We start from the raw sequence: 22868 nt of genomic DNA on the forward strand, positions 1-22868 counted from the left end.
CTCGCCAATCCGTCACATCTGCCGCCGTCACCGCCACACTCAGCGCGCGAGCGTGCGCAGCGCGGTGTCCAGCAGCTCCAGCTCCGCGTCCAGCGGATAGTGGTGGTTGCCGATGAACAGGCCTCGCTGGTCGATCCAATCGGCATTGACCAACGAACCGTGGATCTCGTAGTCGAACCAGGACATCACTTCGTTCTTCGCGAAGTTACCCGCCACGATGGGGCGGCAATCGACCCGGTGGGCCTGCAGCGCAGCCACGAGCTGGCTGCGGTCGAACGGTGCGCCTTCCTTCAGGACGAAGCTGAAGCCGAACCAGCTGCTCTCGCCGATTTCCCTCTGCACCTGCAGCATCGGATGGTTCTGCATCACGGCCAGGAACTTGCGCGCATTCTCCCGGCGCACAGCAACCATGCCGGGCAGCTTCCTGAGCTGGGCGGAGCCCAGCGCGCCGCTCATTTCCAGGGGCCGCACGTTGTAGCCCGGCAGCACGAAGCGGAACGACTCCTGGAACGGATCGTCCGACTTCTCTCCGCAGACATGGTTGAACTTGGGCAGATTGCGCGTCCACCCATGGGCGCGCAGGCACACCAGCAGATGGTGGAGTTCGTCATCGTCCGTCACGACGAGCCCCCCCTCCATGGTGGAGATGTGGTGGCTGAAAAACGAACTGAACGAGCCCATCAGCCCGAAGGTCCCGGCCTGCCGGCCCTGGAATACGGCGCCCATGGACTCGCAGTTGTCCTCGATGAGCGCGATGTCCCGGCCCTGGAGCATCGCCGCGATCCGATCGAAGTCATTGGGGTTGCCCAGCAGATTCACCGCCATCACCAGGCGTGTTGCCGGCGTGATCGCCTCGGCCAGTTGATCCAGATCGTAGTTCAGCGTTTCCCTGTCGATATCCACGAACTTGAGCTTCAGCCCGTACTGGTAGAGCGGGTAGTAGGTCGTACTCCACGAGACCGCAGGCACGATCACCTCGTCGCCACGGCGCAACCTCGGGCCCTGCTTCCGGTAGAAAAGCGCGGCCACCATGAGCAGGTTCGCGGCCGAGCCCGAACTGACCATCACGGCATGGCGGCTGCCGGCATAGGCCGCGAACTCCCGCTCGAACTGGGCCACCCTGGGGCCCATGGTGAACATTCCGGACGCGATCACCTCCTGGAGGCAGGCGTATTCTTCATGGTCCCAGGTCGTGCTCGCCAGGGGGTAGTTGTCCGCTGCTGTCATGTGCCCTCGTTCGTCGTCTTGATTGCTGCTGCGTCCGCCCGCGCCCGGTCCGATCCTTCGCCCGGCCCCGTGGACACGAGACCGAGATAGTAGTCATAGGCCTTCCTCATGCCCACCTCCAGCGGCGTGGAGGCCTGCCAGCCCCATTCGCGGGACCGGGATGTATCCACCAGCTTGCGCTGCATGCCCACGGGCTTGGTCAGGTCATGGTGAAAGCCGCCTTCGTATCCCACGATCTGCGCCCCGATGCGGTAGTAGTCGTTGATGGAATGGTCGCTTCCCATGCCCACGTTCATCACGGCGGGCAAGCTGTCGAAGCGGTGCATGGCCTCCACGATGCAGCCCGCCAGATCGCCGGCGTACATGAACTCCCGCCGGGCGCTTCCATCGCCCCATATCTCCACAGCGGCCGCGCCATCGCGCTTGGCAGCGTGGATCTTCTGCAGGATCGCAGGCACCAGATGCGAAACGTCTGGAGAGAACTTGTCGTGGCGGCCATACAGGTTGCACGGGATCAGCGTCTTGTAGGAAAAGCCGCTGTCCTCGCGGGTGATGTACTCGCACAGGCGCGCCACCATGATCTTGGCCAGCGCATAGCCCTCGTTGGTGGGCTCGAGCTGGCCAGTGAGCACCATGTCCTCACGCAAGGGGGTGTCACGCCCTCGGGGAAACATGCATGAGCTGCCGAGATTGAGCAGGCGGCGCACCCCTGCCGAGCGGGCCGCGGTCACGACATTTCTGCCCATGTCGAGGTTGCCGAGCAGAAAGCGGACAGGATGCCGGATATTGGCCTGGATGCCACCGACCACACCCGCAGCGTGGACCACGGCATCGGGCGCACAGCGGCCGATGAAACGTTCCACCTGCGGGAAGTCGAGCAGATCCAGTTCCGCATGCGTAGGCGCGACGATGTCGAATCCGGCCGCACCTGGATGCTCCAGGAAATTGCGGCCGACCATGCCGGTCGCACCGGTCAAGAGAATGCGCATGGATCAGACCCTGCCGCTGCCCACGCCAAACCCCTGGTCCGCGCACAGCTTGTCCCGTTCCGCCAGCTTGAGGTCCGCGCGCGCCATCTCCTGCACAAGCTCACTGAAGGAGGTGCGTGGCTGCCACCCGAGGGCCTGCCTGGCCTGGGAGGCATCCCCAAGCAGGGTTTCGACTTCGGTCGGACGGAAATACCGGGGGTCCACGCTGACCCGCAGGCGACCCGCTGCGTCGTAGCCCTTCTCATCCACGCCCGTTCCCTCCCACCGCAGCGCCATGCCCAGCTCCTCGGCGGCAGCGTCCACGAACTCACGCACGCTGTATTGGACGCCACTGGCGATCACGAAATCGCGCGGCGCCTCCTGCTGCAGCATCAGCCATTGCGCCTCGACGTAATCGCGCGCATGGCCCCAGTCCCGCTTGGCATCGAGATTGCCGAGATACAGCTGATCCTGCATTCCCAACTTGATGCGCGCCAGGGCCCGGGTGATTTTCCGCGTCACGAATGTCTCGCCGCGAATGGGAGATTCATGATTGAACAAAATGCCATTGCATGCATAGATGCCGTAGGCCTCCCGGTAATTCACCGTGATCCAGTAGGCATACAACTTGGCAGCGGCATAGGGAGAGCGCGGGTAGAACGGCGTGCTTTCCCGCTGCGGTATCTCCTGCACCAGTCCGTACAGTTCAGAAGTGGATGCCTGGTAGAAGCGGCATTTCTTTTCCATGCCCAATATCCGGATCGCCTCCAGAATTCTCAACGGCCCCAGCGCATCGGAATTGGCGGTGTATTCCGGCTCCTCGAAGGAAACAGCCACATGGCTCTGGGCTGCCAGGTTGTAGATCTCGTCAGGCTGCACTTTTTGAATGATGCGCACCAGGGAAAGGGAATCCGTCATGTCCCCATAGTGCAGTATCAGCCGGGGATCGGGCGTGTGAGGATCCTGGAACAGGTGATCGATGCGATCCGTGTTCAAGAGCGAAGTCCTGCGCTTTATCCCGTGCACCAGATAGCCCTTGGACAGAAGGAATTCCGCCAGATAGGCGCCATCCTGCCCCGTCACGCCAGTGATCAATGCAACTTTCATTTCCAGTCCCATTTCGAATAGCTATCCATTGACATTCAGTAGGAGATCAACGCCCGCCGAATCTTATTCATCCATTGCAGACGCCTCGGCCACGGTACGCCGATCATCCTGCTGAAATACCACACCTGCAGTTTGGCCATCCAGCCTCTTCGCCCAGACAGCACCGGTCTTTTCGAGATATCCAAGGGCAACCCTTCCTTGACGGCCCACTCCAGGGAACCTGGTATCCAGGAGCCCTTTTCCACCAGATTCACGAAATCAAAGAGTGGCTCCTTGACCCCGTAGAAACCATCGCTGTAGGAAGTACGGTACGAACCCATGATTTCGAAATTCCATGGATTCTCTCCATCAAGCAACAAGCCGAGCAAATATTCCTTATCCCAGAATGCGGCGACGGTTGCACGATACGGAGCACCCCGAGAAAAATATCCGATCATGGGATCATCGGCATCGCCATCCGTCTTGATATGGTTCCAATATTTCAAATGCAAGGCATCTTTGCGTCCCATGAAATTCACGCAGTGCTGAAATCGTGCAGGATCGATAGGGCTGGCCACCAGCAGATCCTCCAATAGCACGAAGACCTTCCTGGCCGGCACCTGCTTCAATATGGATCTGAAACTGCTCGACCAGTCACGATCGGGCCCCGACAACACCGGGTGTACGCCCTCCTCATGGCACGGAATTTCGTTGCTTCCGAAGTAGACAGGATGATGATTGGAGAAATTCTTTCTGAACTGCACCATGAAGGGCGACCAGAGATCGCGATACCTGTCGCACGAAAGAATCAAAACAGCAAAATCATGCAACATCGTCATCCCCCTTCGAACTCTCAACCCCCTTCATCAGCACACCGCTTTGAAATCCCCAGATGACCAAGGCCATCAGCAATATCCCGGATGCGACAAGCCCCATCACACGCACCAGATCTATCAGGTGATCAGAAAAATACCAGGACGCAAATACCAGCAAGGGAGTCGCCAGAAAAATCAGATAGGCGAACAATAATTTACCTTGGGCGATCAAATAGTGCTCAAGGACCATGATGAGTGCAACAGGCACCATCGCCAATCCATACCATTTTAACAATCCGGCAGATTCTCCAAATGCCGATCCGAACAGCAGATGAATCACCTGCTCGGCAAAGATCCAATAGAAAAGTGCACCGGCAGTGGTCATCACCAGCGTCAGCGCGATGGCTTTCCACAGCAGATGGGTGGTATTTTGTTGAAGGGCCTCACCTGCCGCTGCCATGGGAAGAAGAGGAACCACGACAGCCGACGGCAAGTACATGACAGCCTTCCCTAGCGTAGCCGCTGCCGCGTAATACCCGGCATGTTCGGCATCGTAAAAAGCCTTCGCGAGCAGAACATCGATCTGGAAAAGCAGTGTGAACGCCAGCATGGCCAGCAAAACTGGGAAAACTTCGCGAAAGCTCACATGCTTCGCCAGATTCTCTGCAATGAACGGGGCATCAAGTCTTTTCCAGCAATAGATGATGCTCATACCGGCCATCGCCGCACTGGCGGCCGCCAGCCCCAGCGTCGCCCCCCCTACACCCCATCCCAACGCGACCAATGCCGCACTTCCCAACAATTTCGCGAGTGGTCCCGCCACATTCAGAAAGGCCAGAAATTTGAAATGGTGACTGGCTTGTGCCAGGCCGTTGGCAATCGGCAGCAAAAGCATGAAGAACAGGTTGAGGCCAATGAACGCAATTGGCCACCAATCCTGGGTTTTCAGGAAACTCTTCAGAGGTGCCAGGAATAGAAAGAAGGCCACAAGGCCCACCAATCCAAGCACCAGAAACCAGAGCTGGTTGCCCCAGAAAATCGAGGCCACGCCCGTGCGGCCATTAAAGGCCAGATGCCTCGAGAAGAGCCTCGCCATGGCGATATTCATCGTAGACATCGGGACACTCAGAATGGGCACCAGTGCCATCAAGGCACCCAGCAGACCATACTCCATGGGACCAAGCATCCGCCCCATCACCACAGAATACACATAGCCAAGGACGCCACCAAGCACCGAGGTCAGCAATATATAGCTGGAGGCGCTGAGCAACTTGGGCGCAGAAGACTGCGGCTGCGATAATCGGCGCATCATCTATATTTTTCCAATCAATGGAACCGCAGGCGTCGGCATGACAACTATGCGCATTGGGCGGTCAACCGATCCACGATGATATCGCTTGGTCGCGAGGCTACTGATGATGGGCTGCGCGCATATGCATAGGGATTGCGCAAGAATTCATCAATGACGTCTTCTTCAAGCTTGCTGAGCACTGCATTATGGCCCAGGCCTTCGGTGCGTTCAGTCACGTTTCTCAATATAAGACATGGCTTACCCAGGTAATAGCATTCTTCCTGGTTCGAGCCTCCATCCGTCACAACATAGTCTGCCCCATCCAGAAGCTGCATGAATTGCATATACGGCAGCCTTCTGATCAGGGTAACGTTGGGCTCATTCTTGAGTACCTGAAGCAACCCCAGCCGGGTCAGTGCAACCTCGGTCAAATGGTGAAGCAGGAAAACACACCGCACTTTCCGAGCCTGCATGATGGCCTTCGACACCATCGAATGCACCAGCCGGTCATTGAAGAGGTTCTCCTGTCGATGCAATACAAATACGAAATAAGGCCTGGATACACTGCCACCCTCACGAATCAATGACGACTCATTGGATTTCGCAATCGCCAAGGCATCGCGCAGCGTATTATCGCTGGTATTCACCTTTTCCCCTTTAATGTTGATGATATTCTTCACCGCCCATTCATTGGGGCAAAAATGAATATCGGTCAACCGAGAGGTTATCACACGATCTATTTCCTCCGGGAAAGGATGCATGTAATTGAAGGAACGCAGGCCTGCTTCCACGTGCGCCACATCCATGCGATGAATCTTGCCCAGCAATGCCCCCATCACGGTGGACACGGTATCCCCATGCACCACGATGACATTACTCCCGGAGGATTGCTTCAAAAACTTCCGAAAAGACCACACCGACCGCAGCAAGGTTCTGCAAAACCAGAAAAGCAGTGAAGCTGCGCTCTTCTTGATCTCCCCATGGAACAGGACGATGTCAGGGGAGGACTTACCCGTCAGCGCAAGCAGCTCGCTGCTCCGGATATCATTCTGCCCAGAGGCAATGATCTTGAAGGAAACTCCGCGCTGCCAGCATGCCCGCATCACGGGCATCATCTTTATCAACTCGGCAGTCGTTCCGATAAAGAAATATATATTTTTATACTGCACAAACGCACCATTCAACCATAAAAATCGTGAATGAGCGATGCAATATATTCAACCTGCTGCTCCTGCAATTCGTAGAACAGGGGAAGCCTCAGAAGACAATCGGTATATCGATCGCAATGTGACAGCGTCCGTCCATCATGGCGATCTGCATAATAAGGACTCCGGTGCAGGCTTTGGTAATGAAAGACCGCATGCACACCCGCACTCTTGAGGTGATCAATGAGTGAAGAACGTTCTTTCAGGTCACCACACACCACATAGAACATGTGGGCATTATTCGTGGCGTATTCGGGTATCCATGGCAACCGAACCACACCCCTGTCGCTCAATGGCTTCAACAACGAATGGTAGCGACTCCATAGCATCAGCCGCCGCTTCTGAATAACCTCCATCTGCTCGAGTTGGGCGAACAGGAATGCAGCGGTAACGTCCGAAGGCAGGAAAGACGACCCGATATCCACCCAGCCGTACCTGTCGACCTCCCCCCTCCAGAACGCCGATCTGTTCGTGCCCTTCTCCCAGACGATCTCTGCTCTTTTTTCCATGGCGGGGTTGTTGACGCACAGCATGCCCCCTTCTCCAGAGATGATGTTTTTGGTCTCATGGAAGGAAAACGCACCCAAATCCCCAATGCCTCCCAAGGGCTGGCCTTTGTAATAGGAGTCGATCGCCTGCGCAGCATCTTCCACGAGCAGCAATTGATGCTCCTCTGCCAATTGCCGCAGGGCATCCATGTCGCACGCAACACCCGCGTAATGGACAGCCACAATGGCCTTGGTTCGGGACGTTATCAGCTCGCCAATACGTTCGCAGTCCATGTTGGGTTCGTCCTGCCCGCTGTCGGCGAACACGATATCGGCACCCCGCAGGACAAACGCATTCGCCGTAGAAACGAAGGTGTACGAAGGCATGATGACTTCGTCGCCGGGACCGATATCTCCCAACAGTGCGGCCATTTCCAGGGCATCGGTACATGACGAAGTGAGCAAGGTGCTTCGAAAACCGAATCGCTCCTCCATCAACGCATGGCATTTCCCGGTGAACATGCCGTTCCCCGATATCTTCCCGGAAGCAACGGCCTGTTGTATATATTCCAACTCCCGCCCAGTCAGGAATGGTTTGTTGAAGGGGATGTTCTTCATTTCTTATGATTCCATTTGCCAACGGTGAAAAGTATGGACTGCCCGTTGCATGATAAACCCTTCTCGAGCGAAACCGCGCAGTGCAGCAATATTGTTCAGTTGGGTCGAATACTCCATCGCCGTACAGTCATTCACCAGCGCCCAGTCAAAAGAAGCCCGAAGCAGCCGTTTGAACACGCCCCGCCCTTGGAATGCTGGAGCCATTCCATACAGCATCCCATTACAGCAAGCATCCTTCATCAAGTTCAAGATACGAACCCGGAAATCAGCCCGGCGTCTTCTACCACCAGCACACAGTCCGCAACACCCGCAATGCTCATCGCTCGCCGTGACCAGTCCGGATATATCTCCTTTACGGCCTCCTTGTCTAAACGAGCATCTGCATGATAGTGCCCGATATAAGCACTGAATGCCGAACGTGCGATGGACTCTACCGAATCCACATCCTGACGATTTGCCTTTCTGATGCCATCGACATTCTACCTATCATCCGGCGTGATGGATCGCACCATATAAACAAGCGTATCCATCCACCGAAAACCGGTGGCCTCCATCACATGCACGACCGGAATCTGATTGCATGGACAGCGCGCAATCAGCAAATCCAGATTTTCATCCAAAGAACCAGCAATTATATTTCCAACGTCATCCAATTGCGAGATATACGTTTTGCCAATTCTTTGACGGAACCGATCACTGTCAATGGAAGAAAAGAGCATGAAGTTCACTTCGCTCCGATGGTTGATTTCCCATCGTAACTGGTCATCTGCGGTCGATATCCAAGTGCCTTGAGGAACATATGCCGGCAGATCTGCCATGCCGTGTAAATCGTAAGCAATGGATGGACAAGATAGAGCCACCTCTTTCGTGTTGCGGCAAGCCAGATTCCATCCATCAATGGGAAGATCACCGACACGGCATATGGTAGAAAAAGAAATTTCTTGATCTTCATGCGTTGCGGCTGATGGCTTTGCCTTCCGTGAAACCCTGCCGCGCCGACACCTTCAAGATGGTAAACATTATTCTTGATTCTCCACTCGATCTTCGTGAGAAACTTCCTCCAGGTATCACCCGAGTAATGACGAAGCGGGTTGTGCTTTGCAACAGCAAAAGACTGCCCCATGCCATTCAGAGTGAAAAACAAATGGCACAGATCCTGTGAACGCCCGATGGACACATGCCCTCTTACGAAATCCAAGTCCGTTACCACGCCCGCCGCTAGGTTTTCTATGAATAATTTCTTATTGGATGGTGACGGGGGGAAAACCAAGGCATACGCCCCATCAGCTACCACCTTGGCCCTGCTGGCGATCGCGGAAAGATGAAAGCCATAGCTCCTCGATTGCCTGTACATGAAAAATGAGAAAGGCTCTCCAAAGTCATTGATGTACTCATTGACCAGCGAATATCCCGGTGGATTGATGTAGCCAGAACTGTCCACAGTCCTCACATCGGGGAATTTTTGAAAAGTGGAAACAACCTCTTCCAAGGCTCGGGGGTTCACCAACTCTTCATCATGGTCGAGATACATGAGGTATTTGCCCCGAGCAGCCATGAACCCAAGATACTTCGCATGCACGGGCTCGGTCAGAGGGTTATCAATGACTTTGCACCCCATCATTTCGGCCATGGTCCTCGTGCGATCCTTGGACCCCCCATCCACGGCAAGCACCTCGATCGCATCCTGAGGATAGCTCTGTTTGCGCAACGCACCCACAACCATCGGCAGCAGCTTCTCGGAATTGAAGGTCGCGATCACGACAGTGATGAGCGGTTTATTGTGCGCCATTCTTCTCGCCTATGTTTTCATTGATTCGATGTATACGCTTCAAGGACTCACAAGCCCGGCAGTGGCATCGGAGACTCCACGGGTTTCACGTTCTTGATGGCATACACCGTGATATCCAGGGAACGACAGAGAAGGGAAGCCCCACATTCGCGCTCCGGCACTTGGCGACGACCGATGAGTTGCAGCCGCCGATCGGCAGCCAGCTCAGCATTGACAGCCGCCGCATTCTCAAGTATCCGATTATAGATCACGATTCTATTAATCCCATGATCAGCAAGATTGCCGATCGTCTGCGACTCTCCGATTTCACCATAGATAGGCCGCGCTTCTGGGTCCATTCTGAAAACCCGGAGATCCTTTCCCCCAGCGATAGGCTTGTGATGAACGATCTGCCCCAGAGCCTCGAACAATGACGCAGTACCCCAACTCACATTGGAATAAACCATAGGGTAGCTGGCTATCGCAGTGATCTGATCATCTTGCGCAAGGTCTTCATACACCGATGCCACTTGGCTGAAATCCGTCCTCTGGGTTACCGTGGGAGAGCCCGGAAAGACCTCCCACAAATAAAATGAGCACACGACCACAGCCAGAAAGATCTTGAGCAATGGCTTCCCCCGCCATTGCGCAAATATCATCGCCAACAATATTGCCCCGAAAAAAGAGGCCAACTGAACGATGCGAGACACCCCGCGAAACATGTCAAAGAAGAAGAAATATATATGATTGACAGCGATGAACGCCGGAAAATTGGAAGACAAGATCACGGCCAAAACAAAGCATGCGAAAAGAGCCGCCCAGTATCTGATCCGCCACGCCCCACCGAAGAAACACGCCAAACCAATCACCACCAGCAGTGAGTATCCCAAAAAGGCACCGACATCCACCGGCGCCGAAAATGGATAGATCTTCGAGCCGATGCCCGGCACCAAGGGAACACCTTGCTGAAATATCGCATTTTCCAGGACTCCTGCCGGCCTCACCAAATTAGACTGAACAGGATTGGTCAGCAAAAACCACTGTTGCTGTACAAATTGGATATTAATCAGAAAAAGAAAAAACCCGCTCATTGCACAGTAGAGCATCAACTGGCCCAATTTCTCCCGCCATCCGGCAGGTTGCATGGCCAATACGATCGGCGTAAATATCCAGCCGTAGAACGCCCAATAAGGATTGATGCCAAACTGCACGGCATTCAAAATGCAGGAGATTGCAAGATACCGCAACGCGCGGCACTCCAGGTACCGAAAAAAGAAAAGGTAGACCAGCGGCAGCAACCAGAAATGGTTGTTGGACATCGACCCCCGCGAAAGCATCAGGAAATAGCCGGAAAACGCGAAAATTATGGCTGCCAGCAGAGCCGCGAGATGCTGCCGCGTCAGGTGCCAGCAGAGAAGGTACATCGTGTAGGCGGACAGTGGATATGCGATCAATGCAGAGATATTGATCACGCGCACCAAGTCGCGCCATGTCCCGCCAGACAGTCTCACGCAAAGCGCGCGGATGTCATCCAGGAAATTATCGAAAGGAAACGGAGAGAGATCGTATCCAAACGGATAGGTCAGGGCATCGGCCAGTTTCATACTGGAGAATATATGACCCGTATGAACTTTCAGCCATATGAACCATAATGTTCCATCCGTATCCACATCCGGCATCGAGTACACACTCGATATATCAACGCCAACCCAGCGGTGGGCAAAGAGCCCTGCCGTCAGCAGCGAGAAAATAGCGATGACTCCCACATGCCATTGCCATGGTATGTGGCCGGTATTGCCATAGCCAGTGTCCATCGCAAATGGCCCTGGCGTGCGTGCCGGCATCATCAGGTCAGGCATTTCCAGTCAGTCAATTCATCGTTAGAAATTAAGCCGCTCGCGGATGATGTACACGGGACGATTGATCGCCTCCGTGTGGATGGCACCGATGTACAAGGACATCAAGCCCATCGCCATGAGCACCAGGCCGATGAAGAAGGTGTTGGCCACTACGACGATTGCCAGCGGCGTATACATTTGCTGCACCATCAGGAAATAGGACATCAACATCCAGAAAAGCAGCCCGCCGCTGAGAAGCGTGATGAAAACGCCAATGTACCCAATGAGCCTCAGGGGGAAAAGCGAGAATGACGTGATGCTGGAGATCGCCATTTTCAAAAGGCGGGCGTACGAATATCCTGGAACGCCGGCCTCACGCGCACCGGCATGGAATTCCACATAGACCTTGCGAAACCCCATCCAATCCATGATGCCGCGGAACATGGGCTGCTGATCGGTCACAGAGCGGAACGCTTCCACGACCTTTCTGTCGAACAGGCGGAAGTCGGTGGTTTGCGAAACCATGTCCAGGCCTGATATTTTCGACATCAGCCAGTAGTAGCCATGGGATCCCAATCTGCGCAGCAAGGGTTGCTTGTCGATGCCCGTCCGTATGGTGGCGACGACATCCGCACCGCTGCCACGCCAAGTCTCGATCAGCGTGGGAATCAATTCCGGAGGGTGCTGCAGATCGGCATCCATGCATACGACGGCATCCGCATCGGAGGAATGGACACCCGCAGTCAATGCAACTTCTTTGCCGAAATTCCTGGAAAAATCGATGACCTTGATGTTCCCATGTTCTTGTGCCAGCGAGCGCAGCACTTCCATGGATCTATCAGAACTGCCATCGTTGACGAAGATATATTCGACAGATATATCCTGAACCTTCTCCAGCGCGCCGACGATCCTTCGGTGGAGATTACGGATATTTTTTTCCTCGCAATAAACGGGAACGACAATCGCTATTTTCTTCATCATTTCCAGGTATCGAATTGAATGGGCACCATATATCTTCCGGAATCTTGCAGTCTTTCTCGATACTCCAGAGCCCTTACATTTCAACGTCCGTAGGTGTCCTGCAACCGAACGATATCGTCTTCGCCCAGATAGCTGCCCGACTGGACTTCAATGATCTCCAGCGGAACCTTGCCCGGATTGGCCAGCCGATGGACGTGGCCGAGGGGAATATAGGTAGATTCGTTTTCACCCAGCAGGAAGGTCTCGTCGCCTTTGGTCACTTCAGCAGTGCCCTTGACGACCACCCAGTGCTCCGCGCGATGGTGGTGTTTCTGCAGGCTGAGGCTTGCCCCGGGATTGACCACGATCCGCTTTACCTGGAAGCGGTCTCCATGGTCGATGGCGTCGTACCACCCCCAGGGTCTGTGCATCTTGCGGTGGTTTTGCGCCAGCACGTGGCCGCTGTCCCGCAGCGTTTCAACAATCTGCTTGACCTCTTGCGTTCGGCGCTTGTCTGCCACCAGCACCGCATCCGGCGTCTCGATGACCACGATGTGATCCAGTCCCACGCCTGCCACCAGCCGGCTGCTGGAGAGAATGAAGGACTGCTCGCAATCATGGGCCACGACGTCGCCAATGATTGCATTGGAGCGCTCATCGCGCTCAGACGCATCCCACACCGCCTGCCACGCTCCCACATCCGACCAGCCTACGCTCATGGGGACGACGCAGGCAGGGATGCCCAGTTGCAGCTGCTGGGGAAGACGCTCCATCACGGCATAGTCGATGGAGTCGGAAGGGCAGGCCATGAATGCCGCGTCGGCAGGGCGGATGAAGTCCAGATCATGCTGCGCATCCTGTAGGGCAGTCCGGCATGCGGCGGCGATGTCGGGGCGGCAGTGATCGATGGCAGACAGCCACACGCTGGCCCGCACCATGAACAGGCCGCTGTTCCAAAGGTAATCGCCGCTGTCGAGGTAGCGCTGCGCACGTTCCGCATCCGGCTTTTCCGCAAAGCTGGCGATGCGATCAACGCCTGGCCCCTGCGGCACGCCCCGCCGGATGTAGCCATACCCCGTCTCTGCGCGATCGGCAACGATTCCGAAGGTGATCATTGCGCCCGCACACGCATGGGGGAACGCTGTGCGCACCGCGGCATGGAACGCCGGAAGGTCGGCCATCGCATGGTCTGCGGGCATGACCAGCATGACCGGGTCGGCGCCATCGGCCAGGGCCTGCAGCGCCGCCAGCGTGAGCGCCGGCGCGGTGTTGCGTCCGCAAGGCTCCAGGAGAATACGGGCCTTCTGGATGCCTACCGCCATCAGTTGGCTTGCCGCCAGGAAACGATGCTCCTTGTTACAAACCAGCATGGGCGATGGAGCCATCGCAATATCGGAGCCCAGCCCGGCCAGCCGCAGCGCAGTTTGCTGCAGCATGGTTTGCGGCCCTGTCAGGGACAGGAATTGCTTCGGGTAGGTTTCCCTGGACAGAGGCCACAGGCGCGTGCCGGAGCCGCCACACAAGATGACGGAAAGCAGTTGATCGGTCATGGCGAAGAATGAAAAACGGAATCGCGGCGCAGGCTCTCGTTATCTGCCTCCAGCAGGGCCAGCCGCTGGTTCAGCCTGCGGACGTCCCGTTCTATCCGCGTGTTCACCATGTCGCCGTGGAGCGCCTTGACCAACAAGACCATCGAAGACAGCAGAAGCAGCAAGGCCGGGGGGTAGCTGATGCCCAACAATGCCGCAAGGCGATCGATGAGCCCGGGCCATGCACCGAGCAGTGCAGCGAAACAAGCGACGACGACCCAGAAGAGGCCGTGCATCAGATAGAGGTGGTCCCGACGGATCAGATAGAGGATCAGGCCTGCCAATCCAATACCCATCAGTGCGGTGGTTGCTTGCAGGGATGCCATCGGACTCCGGTATTTGTGTGCATGTGGACGCTTGACGGCAGTTGGCGCACGCCGTGGTCTTGAGTCTTCGCACGAGAGTGAACTCGCGGCTCCGCCAGCCGCCCTCAACGACTGTCGCCCGGAGAGCGGCGATTGTAGTCGGCGATATAACCGACCGCCAGCCAATACGACTGGGATGCAAACAGGGATTTTGCCTTCGGCAATCGGCGAGAAATCGCGCACCTCGGCGTACCTGGGGTAGCCCACGCTCCCGCCTCGTATGTCGATCGATTCATAACCCGCCGAACTACCCCGTTATAAAGAAGAGCAACCATCCTGCAACTGCAACCTGCGCGTGACAAACTTTCGGAGAAAGCTCACAGGGTGTTACAGTACGCCGCGCCATTGGCGGCCTGGAGGGGAAGCCGCGCGGGAAGATCAGAAATAGCCATGAAAGACAGTTGCCCGGCCTGGATTCAGCAGCGCATCGACGAAAATAGCAAACCCCTTGGGGCGCAGTGCGCCATACCCGCCGCAAATACCAATGCTGCGCAAAACGATCGACATGCTCTTTGAAAAACTGCGAGAAAGGCCTCTGTCAGCGATCCAGCGATATTCAGCGGCGTGCATTCTCTTCATCGGACTGACCGCGGTACTTTTCAGCCATCGCTGGTGGTCTGTGGATCCGTTCTCCGTGTATTCCATGCCGGATGTCGATACCGACGGCACGCTGTGGTTCATCTGGCTCAAGGCCCATTCCGGCAAGCTGTTCACCAGCGTGGAGCTGACCCCTCTGCTCAGCTATCCGTTTGGATTCGATCTTGCGCCCTTTCCATTCGACAACCTGATCGACGACCTTCGTGCAGCCGCCATCCATCTGGCAGGCGGAGGATGGAGAGCCGCCGTGTTTGTCATCAACGCGTCGGCGCTGATCGCATACCCTTTGTCGGGATGCACCATGTACTTGCTGTGCTGGCATATCACCCGCGAGCACCGGGCATCGCTGGCGGGTGCCATCATCTTTGGGAACCTCTCACAACTGTCGCCAGCCAGTTTTTCGGGTGTGCCGTAAAGATTCCAGCGCCTCGAATGCGCCCGGACACCTGCACGGTGGGCCGCAGCCCATGCCCCGGGGCCTTTTCGCCCCGTAATGCTCACGCTTTTGCCGGTTGCAGGCGCACCCGTGCCTCGGCAGTCGCAGGCTTGAAGAACGCATCCACTCCCCACTCCAGGAAGCACGCCAGGCGCTTCATGTTGTAGCAGGCGGCCATCATCGTCATGCACACCGTGGCGCGGGCCTGCCCGATGGTGCGCACGAACTTGCCTCCCAGGTGACGGAGGCCGGCAAACACGTGTTCCACCTTGGCACGCTTCTTTGCGATGTGCTGGTTGCGCCGCTTCTGGCACTCGCTCAGTGGCTTGCCCGGCCGCGCCCTGCGCTGCATCGCGTCCACGAAGCCCAGCGCCTTGAGCATCTGCCGCCTCTGGCGGCTCGGGTACGCCCTGTCCGTATGCACTGCACGCCCGGTGTTGTGCATGTCCAGCACCTCATCGAAGTGGTGCCCGTCGTGCTCGCTGGCCGTGCCTGTGCAGATCCGGCGGATGAAGCTGTGCTTGAGATCCACGCTCACGCTTAGCTTGTAGCCGAAGTAGCTCTTGCCGTGCTTCTTCGTGTGCGTGGCATCCACGTCCTTTTGCCTGCGCTCGGCCTCGCCTCACTCGGGCGTTCTGCCTTCGGCCAAGGCCTCGCGCTCCTGCCTGTCCAGGTGCTGGCGCGGTGCGGGCACCAGCGTCGCATCGATGGCCTGCCCGCCCCTGGCGATGTAGCCGTGGCGCTGCAGTTGCGCATCCACCCCCTGGAGCAGGGCCGTCGCCCCGTCCACGCCCAGGCGTTCGCCGAAGCGCCAGATGGTGTTGCGGTCCGGTACGTTCATCGCATCCTGCAGAAGGCAAAACCGCTGGTAGCTCGCCCGGTCCAGCAACTGGTACTCCATCTGCTCATCGGACAGGTTGTACAGCCGCTTTAGGACCAGGATGCGCACCATGACCTCGGTGGGGTAAGCGGGCCTGCCGCCCCGGCGGCCATCCCCGCGTTCGATCAACGCATCCACCAGCCGGGCCAGTTCGCCGAAGTCGATGTGCCGCGCAATGACCTGCAGCGGATCGCCCACCTCATCGCGCTTGTGCTGGCGCGAAGCCTCTGCGAACAGGTCGAACTTCACTGCACTGCGTGGGGTGATCATGGCTATTGGCGCCTCAGGTGTTCTCGGTCAGAAAGAGAGTGTGGCTGGGTTTTGAGAGGTTCCCCCTAGGCTTCTTCCTTCGTTCACTTCTCAGCTCCTCTTGCGGGATTCTCCCGGGCTGAGCTATGAACTCCAGCGTTCGGGGCAACCTCACCTACAGAGCTGACAGGCACCCCAGCAGAGCAAGGCACTTGTCTTTTACACGCCACAAAGTCACCGCCGTCCTTTTCAGGAAAACCTCATCCTAAATTTTTTCATCGGAAAAAACTGAGTCATTCCATCCTTGTCCTCGTAGTGAGCATCAATTATTTTCAGCATACCTTCGCCGCATATCACAACAGGTTTTCCCTGTTTGGCGAACAACACTTTCCCCGGGTGCCTGTTCTCAACCACAACATCTGGGTACTCTTCAACGCTCAACAGTCGGACAACCCTGCCATCCAACAAGGTAGAGGCGCCTTTGTAGGGAAAACTCACCGCATCCACAAATCGCCTGATGCTGGCTGCACTGTTATTCCATTCGATTCTGTAATCCTCTTCATCACGCCACACGCTATAGGTCGCAAAATTCTCATCCTGGGGGACTGCATTCAATAACTCTCCACGCGCTAATTTCCCAAGAACACTATGTGCGCAAGAGATGTAATTTTCATTGTTCACCTTTATGGCATCTGATATTTTTATCGGATATGCCACCAAACTCTTCGACTGCGCAATTAAATCACCCCTATCGAAATCATCTGCACCCAATATGGCACTAACGCCTATCTCAGGCTCTCCATTCACGAGCGAATTTACAAGCGGGGCAAAACCCCTGTACTTCGGCAAAATAGAGTCGTGAAAAACGATCAGCTTATCAGACGGATGACTTATCAACCAACGCCATGAAACAGCAACCACGTACTCGGATTCAATGCCTGAAAAATCCTCTCGGCAAATCCAGGGAACCCCCATTTCTTCACAGAGACAAATGATTCTTTCGGAGTAGTCTTCAAGGACAGAAGTATCAAAACCTACCACAACAAGGCGAAAAAGAGACCTATAATCATCCAAGGTTCCCCTCAGAAAATCATACCCTTTCTCTGTCATCAAAAAGAGTGTCAGCACACCACCTCCATTATCTTCAAAATCAAAAATCCGGCGTCTCAAATCTGAGGTGCAACACCGCAGTTTGATATTGAGTTTCCGTCTCAGTGAATGGTAGCAGCCTGCAGCAGCGCAATGGCCTGCATGAGCCGCTGGAACGCTTGGGAACCTCGGCGGTCTCAAATCTGAAATGCAACACCCAGCCCATGAGGTAGGGTGTGAAGATGACGAGAAGATTCCAGCAGTTGCAGCCTGAAGAGCGGGTGTGAATCGCCCCGGGTTTTAGGGAGGCTCCGATCTTTGAGAGGATGGAGCCATGAGGAAGTCGAACAAGTTCTCACCCGAGGTCCGTGAGCGTGCGGTGAGGATGGTGCAGGAGCACCGTGGGGAGTACCCGTCGTTGTGGGCGGCCATCGAGTCCATCGCACCCAAGATTGGCTGCGTGCCGCAGCACCTTGAACGAATGGGTCAAGCGCGCTGAGGTCTATGCCGGCGTGCGCGAAGGCATCACGAGCAGTGACGCCCAGCGGATGAAGGAGCTGGAGCGCGAGAACAAGGAACTGCGCCGGGCCAACGAGATATTGAAGCTGGCCAGCGCGTTTTTCGCCCAGGCGGAGCTCGACCGCCGGCTCAAGTCCTGAAGGACTTCATCGACCAGCATCGCGCTACGTTCGGGGTCGAGCCGCTCTGCAAGGTCTTGCAGGTCGCCCCGTCGGCGTATCGACGCCATGCAGCGCTGCAGCGGGAGCCCCACAAACGCTGTGCCCAAGCGCATCGCGACGAGGTTCTGGCGCCGCAGATTCAACGTGTCTGGCAGGTCTACGGCGCAGACAAGGTGTGGCGGCAGCTGGCACGCGAAGACGTAGTCGTTGCTCGCTGCACAGTCGAGCGATTGATGCGCAAGCTGGGGCTGCGCGGCGTGATGCGTGGCAAGGTCGTGCGAACCACGGTCGGTGATGCCAAGGCCCAGTGCCCGCTGGACCGGGTCAACCGGCAGTTCCGGGCCGAGCGGCCGAACCAGCTGTGGGTCAGCGACTTCACGTACGTCTAGACTTGGCAGGGCTGGTTGTACGTGGCCTTCGTCATCGACGTGTTCGCCCGTCGCATCGTGGGCTGACGCGTGAGCAGTTCAATGCGAACGGACTTCGTGCTTGATGCGCTGGAGCAGGCCCTCTATGCCCGGCAGCCTGAGCGCGATGGGAGCCTGATATGCCACAGCGACCGCGGGTCGCAATACGTCAACATCCGGTACACCGAGCGGCTCGCCGAGGCCGGCATCAAGCCGTCGGTGGGCAGCAAGGGCGACAGCTATGACAACGCCCTGGCCGAGACCATCAACGGCCTCTACAAGGCCGAGCTCATCCATCGCCGAGCGCCTTGGAAGACGAAGGAGGCTGTGGAGTTCGCGACCCTCGAATGGGTGTCCTAGTTCAACCACCACCGCCTGCTCGAACCCATCGGCTACATCCCGCCTGCAGAGGCTGAGGCAAACTACTACCGGCAACTCTCGCCAGTCAAGCCGCAGCGGTGGTGGCCTGACTTAAACCAAACAGCCTCCTTGAAACCCGGGGCGATTCAGTTTGGCGAGTTAGCCCGGCTGGTGGATGCGCTCATCGAACGCGGCGAGGGCCGCAAGGGTGTCCGGCCCGCCTATCCCACTTAGGTGATGGTGCGCATCCTGGTCTTGAAGCGGCTGTACTTGCCTTTCGGGTGAGCAGACGGAGCACCAATTGCTGGACCGCGCGAGCTACCAGCGCTTTTGCCCACTGCAGGATGCGAGGAACGTGTCGGACCGCAACACGATCTGAACTTCGGCGACCAGACCACGCTGGCCATCGACGCCGCGCTCACGGGCCAGGGCGTGGCGCTGGTCCAGGAGGATTTCGTGACCCAGGATCTGTCCGCAGGCCGCTTGGTGCAGATCTTTCCCCACGCGATGCGGACCGACGCGGGGTATTACCTGGTATCGCCACGCAAGCAGCGGCAACCCCACGCCGTGGCGGAACTCAAGCGCTGGCTGTCGGGCGCCTGACCGGCCCGCACACCGGGACCGGCCCCGAAGAGCGCCTTCGCCGCGCCCCTGCGGGACGCGGCAATGTCCCTGCAAAGTCACGCGGATGCGGTACCGTGCTGGCAGTTTTCCGTGCTGCGGAACGCCAATCAACCTTAGAAACGATTCAGGCGCAAGTCATTGATTCATTTCAATTTTCCCCAAGCTGCGCCATCGGTGTTTAGGTGACTGCGCCACTGTACATTCGTCGATACGGTTTTTGCGCCACTACAGTTTAGTGAGCGAGATCGTCGCGCTAGGCGCGCTCTCAAACCTGTGGATGGCTCGCCACAAACTGCTGGCCAGCCTGTGGCAGGTGCGCGTGCAGGTAGCGTGGAATCTCCAGCATCAGGGCAATAGCTCCTCGCGCAACGCGTGCCGGACTCGCGCCACAGGCCCGATCTCTCGGCGTCAGTGCTGTTTTTAGTTCATCCAACGTCCTGCCATAGCCAGAAACGTTTCGCGAAGTTCCCCTCAAGCGAAAGTAACCGCACATAGCACGGAAACCCGCCCATCGCGATTTCAGATGGCATCAGGGTAGCCAGATTGCAAGGCACCATCACCCACGGTCCACTGCAGTTCATCCACCACCCTGCGCATGATCCATACGCACTGCGCATCGGTGCACCATCGCTTGGCCAACAAGCCTTTCAGCGCAGCCTTCACCGTCGCATCCTGATTCCCTTCGTAGGTCGGGAGTTTTCTCTGGCAGTACGAGACCATCTGCGAGACCAGATCGTTACACGTCTGGAAGGCCGCCAGAACCTCACCCGGCGATGTGCCCGGAGCATAGAACTTCCCGCCTTCCTCTACGAGGTTCATCTTGGGCTGAGCGCCCGCAACAACAGACACGGTTGCCGTCACCGGAAAGTCATCTGGCACCCCTAGATAGTTGGCACGGTCCATCGTCATATCGACTCCTTGCTGGCTGTTGCACCCTACAACCGGTAGCTGGTGCGCTGCAGTCGGGATACGTCAAAGCGGCGCAGGCAACTCCACAAACTCCACCGGCCCAGGTCCCGCATACAGCACCCCGAGTTCTACATCGCCAACCGTTAAATCTCGCGCTCGGCGTAGCCGCATTCTGCATCTCGGGTCCTTGCTGGCCGCGCGCACCACACACTCCACTCATTCTTGCAATAGCTCTGGCCGCGACAGCTGTTCATCAAGCCCGTCTGCGTCGAGATCCCAATATCAACGTCGAGATACAGCAGGGCTTGCTCTCCTTCAGTAGACTGATGCTCCTTTTAATCGGCGCCAGCCGATTTTTTTGCGCCCCCTGGCCAATGGGGCAAAGCCGTTGCGCCGGACTCGCCCAGAGAACAACCGCCCCTTCCACACTGGCCCCGGCGTCTTGCTGACAACGATCCCTTTTGGCTTGCCTCGAGCACTGACACTCTTGATGAGGGAGAAATACACCCGGGTTCCAATCTTCCAGCCCACCTCCCTTGGCAAAGCGAATCGGTAGTGTCGATCTATAGAGGTAGTTCCAGTAGGTTCCGAACGGCGTTTGACGGCTTTTTGATTCAGAGGCATACCCATCCTTGTGTGATGTTCCAGTCCAGGAACACACAGTGCTTATGAGGCATTAAGGGAGCATGGCGGCGGCCCAACGACCACTGGCAAGAGGCGCCCGCCTCGCGCTGCAGAAACCCTATGACTGCGAACAAGCTGCGTGCGGCGTGCCCCCCATCGCCGCTTCCAGTCGGTCGAAGCTGGACGCTCCATGGATTTATGGTCCACCTGCACGATGGGGCGGAGAGAATGGGCAGTTTCATACGGAGATCACCCAGGGGTGGACGGGGTTGAATGGCAACGCTGCAGCTGTTCTTTGAGCTCCCGCTGAACGCCGGGATCGGACAGACCCATCGTGCCGTCGCAGGCGATCAGGTGGCGCCGATACGCCGCTGGCCAGCCTTCGAGGTCGTCATCGAGCGCGATCCAGTGGCGCGGCTTTCTGCGCTGGGCATCCTGCTGGATTTGTACCCCCCTGGGTGTCCCACGAAACATGGCTTGGTTCCAGGGATCCACGCCATGCACCCGCTTGTGGTACGTCCCGCCTATGAAGCGGGAGCGCAAGGACGTCGGAAAGCGTTTGAGCGTGGCGCTGTACCCGGGACGGATGCACCAGGTGCTGCTGAGCACCAGGGCCACTGCCGGGTAGGGCTCCAGGGCTTGTTCCAGGATGGGAAGCCATTCGAGCAAGGCGTGCCCTGCGGCTTCGTAGGGGCTCATGTAAATGCCCTTGCCGGGATGCCAGAGCACCTTCTCGTGGTGGACCACGCCATCGAGGTCCAGGTAGAGGATTACGTCGGCGCTGCGGGGCGTGGATGCCGGAACGTAGAGGGGATGGTGCTCGGGGGGCATGGCTTGTTCGCCGACCGGGAAGATGCCTGCGCTTACGATAATGTGCCGGATTGAGCCTGCAAGAGCAGGTCCAGGCCGCCGGGCGCTTTCAGGACACCCAAGGGGCGCCTGCGACCGAGTGAGGGGATGGGGCTCTCCACCCAGTGGTCCAGCCAGGCCCGCGCATCAAAGCCCTGCGGGTTGCCTGATTCATCGATCATGCGTTGCCCGAGCGTGGGAAGGGAGGTGACGTCTTCGTTGAAAGCCATGAGCCACCTCAATTCGTGCCCGCAAGCGGGGCTATGTCGGCATCGAAGGAGGTGGGGGCGATACTTTGATCGTGCAGCCAGCGTGCCTTGTCGTACACAAAGCCCGCGAACTCCTTGTCCAGCGTGGTTTTCTGCAGGATGAGTTGGCGTGCAAAGTGTGCCAACTGGGCAACTTCCCGTTCGTTTCGAACTTCCAGCGGCGCCACCAGGCTCAACCCCATGGCCCAGCTCAGGCGCTCCCATTTCCAGGAAGGGCGAACCTCCAGGTCGATGCCCTCCTGGCACAGTCGCCTCTCAATTTCGAGCAGTTTGGCGTAGTACTGCCGCTGCGCCTCTGAAGGCTCGCGACTGGTGTAGCTACTCAGCTTCTTGCGTCTGCCTGTCTTTCCAACCTTCTTGTAGTTCTTGGTGCCACCTTCAAAGAGCCAGTTATCCTGGGGATCGTCTCCGACTTCTTCCCAGGCCTGCGACTTGACTTGCTCCCAATAGAGATCCCGAGGGTGTCGCCACCAGACGATGATGCGTCGTCCATTGAGGATGAAGCCCACATCGTCCCAGTACGACAGGCTTGTCTCCGTCATGTTCCAATAGGCATGGGGGATGTACAGGCCGCCTTCCGACAGGCGCCACGGGTGCGTGCGGTGGTATTCCCGCATGCGTCTTCCCAGCCATTCATAGTGTGGATTTTTCATGTGCGGGCGTTTGCTCAAGAAGGT

21 protein-coding genes, 3 pseudogenes and 1 other annotated feature are annotated in these 22868 nt (G+C 57.3%); of the genes and pseudogenes, 4 read left to right on the forward strand and 20 right to left on the reverse strand.

Annotation, left to right across the window (positions count from 1 at the left end; genetic code table 11):
• Positions 1–39: 39 nt before the first annotated feature.
• The 14 genes from AX018_RS17680 to AX018_RS17735 form a co-directional block, all read right to left on the reverse strand.
• Positions 40–1227 carry a DegT/DnrJ/EryC1/StrS family aminotransferase gene (locus AX018_RS17680; RefSeq protein ID WP_111879926.1) on the reverse strand — a complete coding sequence of 396 codons (1188 nt, stop codon included), beginning with the start codon at positions 1225–1227 and terminating at the stop codon, positions 40–42.
• Positions 1224–2216: a GDP-L-fucose synthase family protein gene (locus AX018_RS17685; RefSeq protein WP_111879929.1), complete on the reverse strand. Its 993-nt coding sequence runs from the start codon at positions 2214–2216 to the stop codon at positions 1224–1226. The genes AX018_RS17680 and AX018_RS17685 overlap by 4 nt, the downstream gene beginning before the upstream one ends.
• A 3-nt stretch (positions 2217–2219) precedes the next feature.
• Positions 2220–3314 carry a GDP-mannose 4,6-dehydratase gene (gene gmd, locus AX018_RS17690; protein WP_245951646.1) on the reverse strand — a complete coding sequence of 365 codons (1095 nt, stop codon included), beginning with the start codon at positions 3312–3314 and terminating at the stop codon, positions 2220–2222.
• A gap of 23 nt (positions 3315–3337) precedes the next feature.
• Positions 3338–4120 carry a hypothetical protein gene (locus AX018_RS24895; protein ID WP_146749353.1) on the reverse strand — a complete coding sequence of 261 codons (783 nt, stop codon included), beginning with the start codon at positions 4118–4120 and terminating at the stop codon, positions 3338–3340.
• Positions 4104–5408, reverse strand: a complete 1305-nt coding sequence (locus AX018_RS17700; protein WP_111879934.1) for an oligosaccharide flippase family protein — start codon at positions 5406–5408, stop codon at positions 4104–4106. The genes AX018_RS24895 and AX018_RS17700 overlap by 17 nt, the downstream gene beginning before the upstream one ends.
• A 44-nt stretch (positions 5409–5452) precedes the next feature.
• Entirely contained in the window at positions 5453–6571 is a 1119-nt protein-coding gene (locus AX018_RS17705) for a UDP-N-acetylglucosamine 2-epimerase (RefSeq protein WP_146749354.1), read from the reverse strand.
• Entirely contained in the window at positions 6568–7698 is a 1131-nt protein-coding gene (gene rffA / locus AX018_RS17710; protein WP_111879939.1) for a dTDP-4-amino-4,6-dideoxygalactose transaminase, read from the reverse strand. The genes AX018_RS17705 and rffA overlap by 4 nt, the downstream gene beginning before the upstream one ends.
• A 3-nt stretch (positions 7699–7701) precedes the next feature.
• Positions 7702–7938: a GNAT family N-acetyltransferase gene (locus tag AX018_RS26020; protein WP_353618500.1), complete on the reverse strand. Its 237-nt coding sequence runs from the start codon at positions 7936–7938 to the stop codon at positions 7702–7704.
• Between the two features lie 239 nt (positions 7939–8177).
• A complete protein-coding gene (locus tag AX018_RS24905) occupies positions 8178–8417 on the reverse strand; it encodes a hypothetical protein (RefSeq protein ID WP_146749356.1) in 240 nt (79 codons plus the stop codon).
• Between the two features lie 5 nt (positions 8418–8422).
• A complete protein-coding gene (locus AX018_RS17715) occupies positions 8423–9487 on the reverse strand; it encodes a glycosyltransferase family 2 protein (RefSeq protein ID WP_111879942.1) in 1065 nt (354 codons plus the stop codon).
• Between the two features lie 47 nt (positions 9488–9534).
• Positions 9535–11325, reverse strand: a complete 1791-nt coding sequence (locus AX018_RS17720) for a hypothetical protein (RefSeq protein ID WP_245951648.1) — start codon at positions 11323–11325, stop codon at positions 9535–9537.
• Between the two features lie 21 nt (positions 11326–11346).
• Positions 11347–12285, reverse strand: a complete 939-nt coding sequence (locus tag AX018_RS17725; protein WP_111879945.1) for a glycosyltransferase family 2 protein — start codon at positions 12283–12285, stop codon at positions 11347–11349.
• Positions 12286–12365: 80 nt separating this feature from the next.
• On the reverse strand, positions 12366–13814 hold the full coding sequence (locus AX018_RS17730) for a mannose-1-phosphate guanylyltransferase/mannose-6-phosphate isomerase (protein ID WP_111879947.1): 1449 nt from the start codon (positions 13812–13814) through the stop codon (positions 12366–12368).
• Positions 13811–14179 carry a DUF2304 domain-containing protein gene (locus AX018_RS17735; protein ID WP_111879950.1) on the reverse strand — a complete coding sequence of 123 codons (369 nt, stop codon included), beginning with the start codon at positions 14177–14179 and terminating at the stop codon, positions 13811–13813. Before AX018_RS17735 ends, AX018_RS17730 begins: the two co-directional genes overlap by 4 nt.
• 523 nt (positions 14180–14702) lie before the next feature.
• Between AX018_RS17735 and AX018_RS17740 the strand changes: the two genes are divergently transcribed.
• The gene (locus AX018_RS17740) at positions 14703–15230 is read left to right on the forward strand and encodes a hypothetical protein (RefSeq protein WP_211322472.1); all 528 of its coding nucleotides are present in this window, start codon (positions 14703–14705) and stop codon (positions 15228–15230) included.
• 82 nt (positions 15231–15312) lie between these two features.
• On the opposite strand, the pseudogene AX018_RS17745 reads toward AX018_RS17740, so the two are convergent.
• Positions 15313–16398: pseudogene (locus AX018_RS17745) on the reverse strand (IS5 family transposase).
• A 231-nt stretch (positions 16399–16629) separates the two neighbouring features.
• Positions 16630–17508 carry a methionyl-tRNA formyltransferase gene (locus AX018_RS17750; RefSeq protein WP_211322473.1) on the reverse strand — a complete coding sequence of 293 codons (879 nt, stop codon included), beginning with the start codon at positions 17506–17508 and terminating at the stop codon, positions 16630–16632.
• Positions 17509–17803: 295 nt separating this feature from the next.
• Between AX018_RS17750 and AX018_RS25710 the strand changes: the two are divergent.
• From AX018_RS25710 to AX018_RS25935, 3 genes and pseudogenes are all read left to right on the forward strand, one after another.
• A pseudogene (locus AX018_RS25710) lies at positions 17804–18994 on the forward strand (IS3 family transposase); the annotation flags it as partial.
• Positions 18083–18199: a sequence feature (AL1L pseudoknot), on the forward strand. Its footprint overlaps the pseudogene before it by 117 nt.
• Positions 18995–19060: 66 nt before the next feature.
• A pseudogene (locus AX018_RS25715) lies at positions 19061–19292 on the forward strand (transposase); the annotation flags it as partial.
• Positions 19247–19519: a LysR substrate-binding domain-containing protein gene (locus AX018_RS25935; protein ID WP_170146290.1), complete on the forward strand. Its 273-nt coding sequence runs from the start codon at positions 19247–19249 to the stop codon at positions 19517–19519. The pseudogene AX018_RS25715 and the gene AX018_RS25935, both read left to right, overlap by 46 nt.
• Before the next feature lie 540 nt (positions 19520–20059).
• Here AX018_RS25935 and AX018_RS17770 read toward each other — a convergent pair.
• From AX018_RS17770 to AX018_RS17785, 4 genes are all read right to left on the reverse strand, one after another.
• On the reverse strand, positions 20060–20449 hold the full coding sequence (locus AX018_RS17770; protein ID WP_245951650.1) for a hypothetical protein: 390 nt from the start codon (positions 20447–20449) through the stop codon (positions 20060–20062).
• An 873-nt stretch (positions 20450–21322) separates the two neighbouring features.
• Positions 21323–21904: an HAD domain-containing protein gene (locus AX018_RS17775; RefSeq protein ID WP_111879958.1), complete on the reverse strand. Its 582-nt coding sequence runs from the start codon at positions 21902–21904 to the stop codon at positions 21323–21325.
• A 32-nt stretch (positions 21905–21936) separates the two neighbouring features.
• Complete coding sequence (locus AX018_RS17780; protein ID WP_111879960.1) at positions 21937–22152, reverse strand: antitoxin Xre/MbcA/ParS toxin-binding domain-containing protein; 216 nt, start codon at positions 22150–22152, stop codon at positions 21937–21939.
• 8 nt (positions 22153–22160) lie between these two features.
• On the reverse strand, positions 22161–22844 hold the full coding sequence (locus AX018_RS17785) for a hypothetical protein (RefSeq protein WP_245951651.1): 684 nt from the start codon (positions 22842–22844) through the stop codon (positions 22161–22163).
• Between the last annotated feature and the right edge of the window lie 24 nt (positions 22845–22868).

The organism is Paracidovorax anthurii (assembly GCF_003269065.1).
Taxonomy (GTDB): Bacteria; Pseudomonadota; Gammaproteobacteria; order Burkholderiales; family Burkholderiaceae_C; genus Paracidovorax; species Paracidovorax anthurii.

Excerpts from the sequence above, each read along its gene's own strand:
- AX018_RS24905 (WP_146749356.1), bottom strand. The coding sequence starts at position 8,417 with ATGCTCTTTTCTTCCATTGACAGTGATCGGTTCCGTCAAAGAATTGGC.
- AX018_RS17740 (WP_211322472.1), top strand. The coding sequence starts at position 14,703 with ATGCTGCGCAAAACGATCGACATGCTCTTTGAAAAACTGCGAGAAAGG.
- AX018_RS17680 (WP_111879926.1), bottom strand. The coding sequence starts at position 1,227 with ATGACAGCAGCGGACAACTACCCCCTGGCGAGCACGACCTGGGACCAT.
- AX018_RS17785 (WP_245951651.1), bottom strand. The coding sequence starts at position 22,844 with ATGAAAAATCCACACTATGAATGGCTGGGAAGACGCATGCGGGAATAC.
- AX018_RS17725 (WP_111879945.1), bottom strand. The coding sequence starts at position 12,285 with ATGATGAAGAAAATAGCGATTGTCGTTCCCGTTTATTGCGAGGAAAAA.
- AX018_RS17715 (WP_111879942.1), bottom strand. The coding sequence starts at position 9,487 with ATGGCGCACAATAAACCGCTCATCACTGTCGTGATCGCGACCTTCAAT.
- AX018_RS17700 (WP_111879934.1), bottom strand. The coding sequence starts at position 5,408 with ATGATGCGCCGATTATCGCAGCCGCAGTCTTCTGCGCCCAAGTTGCTC.
- AX018_RS17735 (WP_111879950.1), bottom strand. The coding sequence starts at position 14,179 with ATGGCATCCCTGCAAGCAACCACCGCACTGATGGGTATTGGATTGGCA.
- gmd (WP_245951646.1), bottom strand. The coding sequence starts at position 3,314 with ATGGGACTGGAAATGAAAGTTGCATTGATCACTGGCGTGACGGGGCAG.
- AX018_RS17775 (WP_111879958.1), bottom strand. The coding sequence starts at position 21,904 with ATGCCCCCCGAGCACCATCCCCTCTACGTTCCGGCATCCACGCCCCGC.
- AX018_RS24895 (WP_146749353.1), bottom strand. The coding sequence starts at position 4,120 with ATGACGATGTTGCATGATTTTGCTGTTTTGATTCTTTCGTGCGACAGG.
- AX018_RS17780 (WP_111879960.1), bottom strand. The coding sequence starts at position 22,152 with ATGGCTTTCAACGAAGACGTCACCTCCCTTCCCACGCTCGGGCAACGC.
- AX018_RS17770 (WP_245951650.1), bottom strand. The coding sequence starts at position 20,449 with ATGACGATGGACCGTGCCAACTATCTAGGGGTGCCAGATGACTTTCCG.
- AX018_RS17685 (WP_111879929.1), bottom strand. The coding sequence starts at position 2,216 with ATGCGCATTCTCTTGACCGGTGCGACCGGCATGGTCGGCCGCAATTTC.
- AX018_RS17730 (WP_111879947.1), bottom strand. The coding sequence starts at position 13,814 with ATGACCGATCAACTGCTTTCCGTCATCTTGTGTGGCGGCTCCGGCACG.
- AX018_RS17720 (WP_245951648.1), bottom strand. The coding sequence starts at position 11,325 with ATGCCTGACCTGATGATGCCGGCACGCACGCCAGGGCCATTTGCGATG.
- rffA (WP_111879939.1), bottom strand. The coding sequence starts at position 7,698 with ATGAAGAACATCCCCTTCAACAAACCATTCCTGACTGGGCGGGAGTTG.
- AX018_RS26020 (WP_353618500.1), bottom strand. The coding sequence starts at position 7,938 with ATGAAGGATGCTTGCTGTAATGGGATGCTGTATGGAATGGCTCCAGCA.